This is a genomic window from Cohnella boryungensis, from assembly GCF_042651945.1.
Classification (GTDB): domain Bacteria; phylum Bacillota; class Bacilli; order Paenibacillales; family Paenibacillaceae; genus Cohnella; species Cohnella boryungensis.
Genome location: NZ_JBHSED010000036.1, coordinates 63,630 through 70,574 on the forward strand (window position 1 = coordinate 63,630; position 6,945 = coordinate 70,574).

General features: G+C 54.6%; 3 protein-coding genes. All 3 read left to right on the forward strand.

All coding sequences use genetic code 11. The features are described from left to right. The first annotated feature begins 364 nt into the window (after positions 1-364). Positions 365-1,105: a hypothetical protein gene (locus ACFO1S_RS17300; RefSeq protein ID WP_204603841.1), complete on the forward strand. Its 741-nt coding sequence runs from the start codon at positions 365-367 to the stop codon at positions 1,103-1,105. Then, positions 1,081-6,654: an S-layer homology domain-containing protein gene (locus tag ACFO1S_RS17305; protein ID WP_204603842.1), complete on the forward strand. Its 5,574-nt coding sequence runs from the start codon at positions 1,081-1,083 to the stop codon at positions 6,652-6,654. The genes ACFO1S_RS17300 and ACFO1S_RS17305 overlap by 25 nt, the downstream gene beginning before the upstream one ends. An 83-nt stretch (positions 6,655-6,737) precedes the next feature. After that, on the forward strand, positions 6,738-6,945 hold a 208-nt coding region (locus ACFO1S_RS17310; protein WP_378127221.1), incomplete at its 3' end, for a transposase.

Sequence of the window (6,945 nt, forward strand, 5' to 3'; positions counted from 1 at the left end):
AAACACATGAAGATTTCAAGCTAGGCTGCGCTGGCTGAAATCTTCTTTTTTATTAATTTCATCTACGAACAGGGATAATTGGACAGCCTGTTTTAATTGTTATTAGGTTAATTCGGATAAATGCCCCAAATTTCTTGCCATTGCAGGATAAAGGCCTCGTTAAGGTATAAAAGATACACCTTTGTAGGTATAGAGGAATTCATAGATTTGCTTTATTTTATCGATTAAAACGTCATTATTTTAATCGGAAGGCAGCAACACGGAGAGAAGGTCCCGATGCAAGCTGCAAGGTTATCAAGTTGTTTTTCGACATTGCGGTTATGTACATATTCGCTATTCAACCATCATGGAGGTTAAATAAAAAATGCAAGAAATACGAAAACGTATTTTCATCCTACTGCTTGCGGCATCGCTGGTTTTCCCTATGTTGTCTAAGCCCGCACTGGCGGAGGAGCAAGTGATTATCAATGAAATGCCCGACCCGGATCTTGCCGATGTGCAGGCGGCCAAGGAAGCGGTCGAGAATGCGGACTATCCTGCAGCCAACCAAGAGGAACATGGCACGGAAGCGGCTGCAAAGAGCTATGTAGAAGAGCGGGTGAAGCAAGCGGTCAATAACGACGCAATTGATCTGTCCATCCACGTCGACGCGTATACGGCACCGAAGGCGGGCGACGCGGACTTCCCGGATGGAACCGACGGCCAGGTCGCGTTTACCGTCACGTTGACCAAGGGGGCGCAGGTGCAAAGCGCCGCTCGGCAGACGCTCGGGATCAAGGCGACGCCGTACTCCGGCGTATCCAATCGAGAGATACTAAATAGGGCCATGAGCCGGTTGGCGGGTGAGCATCCGACGATGGATGTGCCGTTAGGCACAACCTTGACTGAGCTCAATGTGATGGTGAAAAGTTACTTTAACGATTTACTTCGTGATATCGATTTGGACTATCTGTCCATTTCACTTAAACCCGCCGATATAGAGGGGCAACTCACGGTTGAAGTCTATATAGAAAAGGGAAATTATACATGGGATGAAACGGTCGTAAATCTCCCGATTAATGAGGAGCACTTGACCCGTACTTGGCTTCGGTCAAGACCGCGATAGAACAAGGCAACTATTCGGGCATCAGTCAGTCTATGTATGACAACCGATCTGTGAATCAATATATATATAATCAGGTGTTTAACGCAATCCGGGACGGCGGCGTTGTGCCGGATCGAATTAGGGTCGGCCTCACGAGGGAACTGGGCTACGTTCCGTCGATAACGGGCGATGCGGACAACCCGAACGGTACGGATGGCATCTATACCTTTACGATCACGTTCCTTAGAACCTGGCAAGCTCGGACGACTCGTCCACTCACGGTTCCCATTCTGGCGACGACCTTCCGTGAGGTGAATGAGCAGGCCTTGGCAGTGGTTAAGGCGGCTTTGGTTGACGGAGCGGTCGATGTCGCATTCGGGGCCTCGCAGGCCGACAAAACAGCGGCGGTGCAAAGCTATGTAGACCGCCTGCTAGCCGGTGATCCGCAGGTCGCGGCGACCGTCTCCTACAACAGCGGCACGAATGAATATGATGTGGCCTTGGTCAGGGGGAACGCAAGCGACAGCAAAAGCCTGACGATGACGATGAACGAAGGAGTAGACCCGGACATCGCCATCGTGTCGGCGGCCAAGGCAGCGGCGGAAGGCGCAAGCTATCCGGCCACCACGCAGGCTGCGCACGGCGATGAGGCTGCTGCGAAGAGCTATGTGGAGGATCGGGCGAGAGCAGCAGTCAACAATAGCGCGGTTACGATTACGGCCTCTAAGGTGAACTACACGGCGCCGATCGCGGGCGACGGCGACCATGTGAATGGCACGGACGGCAGCTATACCTTCACCGTCACGGTGTCTAAAGGCTTGCAGAGCCAAACGACCGCGCAGCAAACCATTGCCATCACCGCAACGGTCTTTAACGGTGTAACCAATGCGCAGGCGGTGGCGGCGGCCAAGGCGGCTTTGGTGGACGGAGAGGTCGATGTCGTTTTTGAGCCCTCGCAGGCTGACAAAACCGCGGCGGTGCAGAGTTATGTAAATAGCCTGCTGGTGGGCGATGCCGCAGGGGTGACGGCAATCGTCACCTTCAACAGCGGTAGCGGCAACTACGATGTTACGTTGTCCAAGGGAAGCGCAAATGACAGCAAGAGTCTTTCCATGACGTTTAACGAATCGGCCGACCCGGATATTGCGATTTTGCAGGCAGCGAGGGAAGCGGTCGAGAATGCGGAGTATCCCGCAGCCAAACAAGAGGAATATGGCACGGAAGCGGCAGTACAAAGCTATGTAGAAGAACTAGTGAAGCAAGCGCTCAATAACGACGCGATTGATCTGTCCATCCACGTCGACGCGTACACGGCGCCGAAGGCGGGCGACGCGGACTTCCCGGATGGAACCGACGGCCAGGTCGCGTTTACCGTCACGTTGACCAAGGGAGCGCAGGTGCAAAGCGCCGCTCGGCAGACGATCGGGATCAAGGCGACGCCGTATGCCGGCGTTACCAATCAACAGGTGATAGACAGGGCCATGAGCCTGTTGACGGGCGAGCTTACGACGATGGATGTGCCGTTAGGCACAACCTGGACTGAGCTCTATGAAATGGTGAAAAGTTATTTTAACGATTTACTCGGTGATCTCGATTTGGACTATCTGTACATTTTACCTAAATCCTACGCCGATATAGAGGGACAATTCCCGGTTGATATTTATATAGAAAAGGGAAATTATGCATCGGCTGGCACGGTCGTAAATCTCCCCATTAATGAGGAGCTTGACCCGTACTTGGCTTCGGTCAAGACCGCGATAGAACAGGGCAACTATTCGGGCATCAGACAGTATATGTATGACAATGGATCTGTGAATCAATTTATATATAATCAGGTGTTTACCGCAATCCAGGACGGCGGCGTTGTGCCGGAACGAATTAGGGTCGGCCTCGTGAGGGAACTGGGCTACGTTCCGTCGATAACGGGCGATGCCGACAACCCGAACGGTACGGATGGCAGCTATACCTTTACGATCACGTTTCTCAGAACCTGGCAAGCCCGGACGACTCGTCCACTCACGGTTCCCATCTTGGCCACGACCTTCCGTGAGGTGAATGAGCAGGCCTTGGCAGCGGTCAAGGCGGCTTTGGTTGACGGCACAGTCGATGTCGCATTCGGAGCCTCGCAAGCAGCCAAAACAGCGGCGGTGCAAAGCTATGTAGACCGCCTGATAACCGGTGATCCGAAGGTCACGGCGACCGTCGCCTACAACAGCGGCACGGGCGGTTACGATGTGGCCTTAGTCAGGGGGAACGCAAGCGACAGCAAAAGCCTGACGATGACGATGAACGAAGGGGTAGACCCGGACATCGCCATCGTGTCGGCAGCCAAGGCAGCGGCGGAAGGCGCAAGCTATCCGGCCACTACGCAGACTGCGCACCGCGATGAGGCTGCTGCGAAGAGCTATGTGGAGGATCAGGCGAGAGCAGCGGTCAACAATAGCGCAGTTACGATCACGGCCGCCAAAGTGAGCTACACGGCGCCGATCGCGGGCGACGGCGACCATGTGAATGGCACTGACGGCAGCTATACCTTCACCGTCACGGTGTCTAAAGGTTTGCAGAGCCAAACGACCGCGCAGCAAACGATTGCCATCACTGCTACTGCCTTTAACGGCGTAACGAATGCGCAGGCGGTGACGGCGGCCAAGGCGGCTTTGGTGGACGGAGCGATCGATGTTGCGTTTGAGCCCTCGCAGGCTGACAAAACCGCGGCTGTACAGAGCTATGTAAACCGTTTGCTTACCGGGGATGCCGCAGGCGTGACGGCGATCGTCACCTTCAACAGCATTAGCGGCAACTATGATGTCGCGCTTTCCAAGGGCGCTCGCACCGACAGTACGAGCCTGCGTGTCACGTTCACCGAAGCGCCCGACCCGGATATTGCGATATTGCAGGCAGCGAGAGAAGCGGTCGAGAATGCGGACTATCCCGCAGCCAACCAGGAGGAACATGGAACGGAAGCGGCTGCAAAGAGCTATCTAGAAGAGCGGGTGAAGCAAGCGGTCAATAACGACGCGATTGATCTGTCCATCCACGTCGACGCGTATACGGCACCGAAGGCGGGCGACGCGGACTTCCCGGATGGAACCGACGGCCAGGTCGCGTTTACCGTCACGTTGACCAAGGGGGCGCAGGTGCAAAGCGCCGCTCGGCAGACGCTCGGGATCAAGGCGACGCCGTATGCCGGCGTTACCAATCAACAGGTGATAGACAGGGCCATGAGCCTGTTGACGGGCGAGCTTACGACGATGGATGTGCCGTTAGGCACAACCTGGACTGAGCTCTATGAAATGGCGAAAAGTTATTTTAACGATTTACTCGGTGATCTCGATTTGGACTATCTGTACATTTTACCTAAATCCTACGCCGATATAGAGGGGCAATTCCCGGTTGATATTTATATAGAAAAAGGAAATTATGCATCGGCTGGCACGGTCGTAAATCTCCCCATCAATGAGGAGCTTGATCCGTACTTGGCTTCGGTCAAGACCGCGATAGAACAGGGCAACTATTCGGGCATCAGACAGTTTATGTATGACAACCAATCTGTGAATCAATTTATATATAATCAGGTGTTTATCGCAATCCAGGACGGCGGCGTTGTGCCGGAACGAATCAGGGTCGGCCTCGTGAGGGAACTGGGCTACGTTCCGTCGATAACGGGCGATGCGGACAATCCGAACGGTACGGACGGCAGCTATACCTTTACCATAACGTTCCTCAGATTATGGCAGGCCCGGACGACTCGTCCACTCACGGTTCCCATCTTGGCGACGCCTTTCGAAGGACTTTCCAATGCGCAGGCAGTGGCAGCAGCCAAGGCGGCTTTGGTGGACGGAGAGGCCGATGTCGCTTTCGGAGCTTCGCAAACCGCTAAAACAGCAGCCGTGCAAAGCTATGTTAATAGTTTGCTGGTCGGCGATGCCGCAGGGGTAACGGCGATTATCGTCTACAACAACGGCAAGTATGAGGTTGCACTTTCCATGGGAAGCGCAACTGACAGCAAAAGCCTGACGATGACGATGAACGAAGGGGTAGACCCGGACATCGCCGTCGTGTCGGCGGCCAAGGCAGCGGCGGAAGGCGCAAGCTATCCGGCCACTACGCAGACTGCGCACGGCGATGAGGCTGCTGCGAAGAGCTATGTGGAGGATCAGGCGAGAGCAGCGGTCAACAACAGCGCGGTTACGATCACGGCCTCCAAGGTGAGCTACACGGCGCCGATCGCGGGCGACGGCGACAATGTAAACGGCACAGACGGCAGCTACGCCTTCACCGTCACGGCGGCTAAAGGCTTGCAGAGCCAAACGACTGCACAACAAATCATTGTCATCACCGCAACGCCGTTCACCGGCCTTACCAATGCGCAGGCCGTAGCGGCGGCCAAGACGGCTTTGGTGGACGGCACCGTCGATGTCGCTTTCGGAGCCTCGCAGGCCGACAAAACTGCGGCCGTACAAAGCTATGTAAATGGCTTGCTTATCGGCGATGCGGCAGGGGTGATAGCGACTGTCGTCTACGACAGCGGCAGCAACAAATACGACGTGGCACTGTCCAAGGGAAGCGCAAATGATAGCAAGGGTCTTGCTATGACAGTGAACGAATCGGCCAACCCGGACATCGCCATTGTAGCGGCAGCCAAGGCAGCGGCAGAAGGCGCAAGCTACAGCAGTATGACTCAAGCGGCGGCAACCAGCGAATCGGTCATTGCGGCGGTACTGAAAGTCACCGCAGAGGCCGCGGTCAAGAACAGCAACGTTGCGATCACGATCAATAAGGTTAGATACACTGTGCCGATAGCCGGAACCTCCGCAAATCGAAGCGGTACAGACGGCAGCTATGTATTTACCGTAACTGTGGTAAAAGGGGCGCAGAGCCAAACCACAGGGCAAATCAGAGTAAGCATTGCCGCCACTGCTTATACAAGCGGTGGTACTCCCGGCGGTGGTACTCCAGGCGGCAGCACGCCCGGCGGCAACACGCCTGGAGGCAGCACGCCTGAAGGCAGTGCACCTAGTGGCGGCACTTCCTTTGAAGATGTTAACAAGTCCGACTGGTTCTTTGACGCAGTAACCTATGTCCAGCACAACGGCTTGATGTCAGGAACCAGCGAAACGATCTTCATGCCCAACCTCACGGCCAACCGCGCCATGATTGTAACCGTGCTCTATCGCATGGTTGGCAAGCCGCATGTGATCGGAGAAAGCACGTTCACTGATGTACCTTCTGGTGCGTGGTATACGGATGCCATCAACTGGGCGGAGCAGAGCGGCATTGTGAATGGCTATAGCAACAAACGATTTGGCCTCGATGACGCAGTGACCCGCGAACAGCTTATCGCCTTGCTGTATCGCTACGCACAGCATAAAAACCTGAATGTTACAGCGACGGGTGATCTGTCCGACTTTGTAGACAAGGATAAAACTTCCGATTGGGCGACTGAATCTATGAAGTGGGCGATCGGAAAAGGGATCATCTCCGGCAAAGGCAGTGGAATGCTTGACCCGTCCGGAACTGCAACCCGTGCGGAAATTGCAGCGATACTGATGCGATTTTTGATTGATTAAGATCTGGAGTGTTACGATAAAAATGCAGTCTAAATACACCCTCGTATGAAATAAATTGAAAGCTAACGAGGGGACGAGAGACAATGAACAGGTACGACAAGGCATTCAAAGAAGAAGCAGTAAGATTGAGCGATGAGATTGGACCAAAGGAAGCCGCCGAGCAGTTAGGCGTAGCCTACTACACCTTGCAAGAATGGAGAAAGCGAAGAACCCTGCACGGCGACGGAGCGCATATCGGGAGCGGACACGCCTATGCCTCTGCCGATAAGACTGCGCGTGAAATCGAATTAG

What these genes read in the sequence shown, in the direction of transcription:
- ACFO1S_RS17300 (WP_204603841.1), top strand. Translation starts at nt 365, where the DNA reads ATGCAAGAAATACGAAAACGTATTTTCATCCTACTGCTTGCGGCATCG.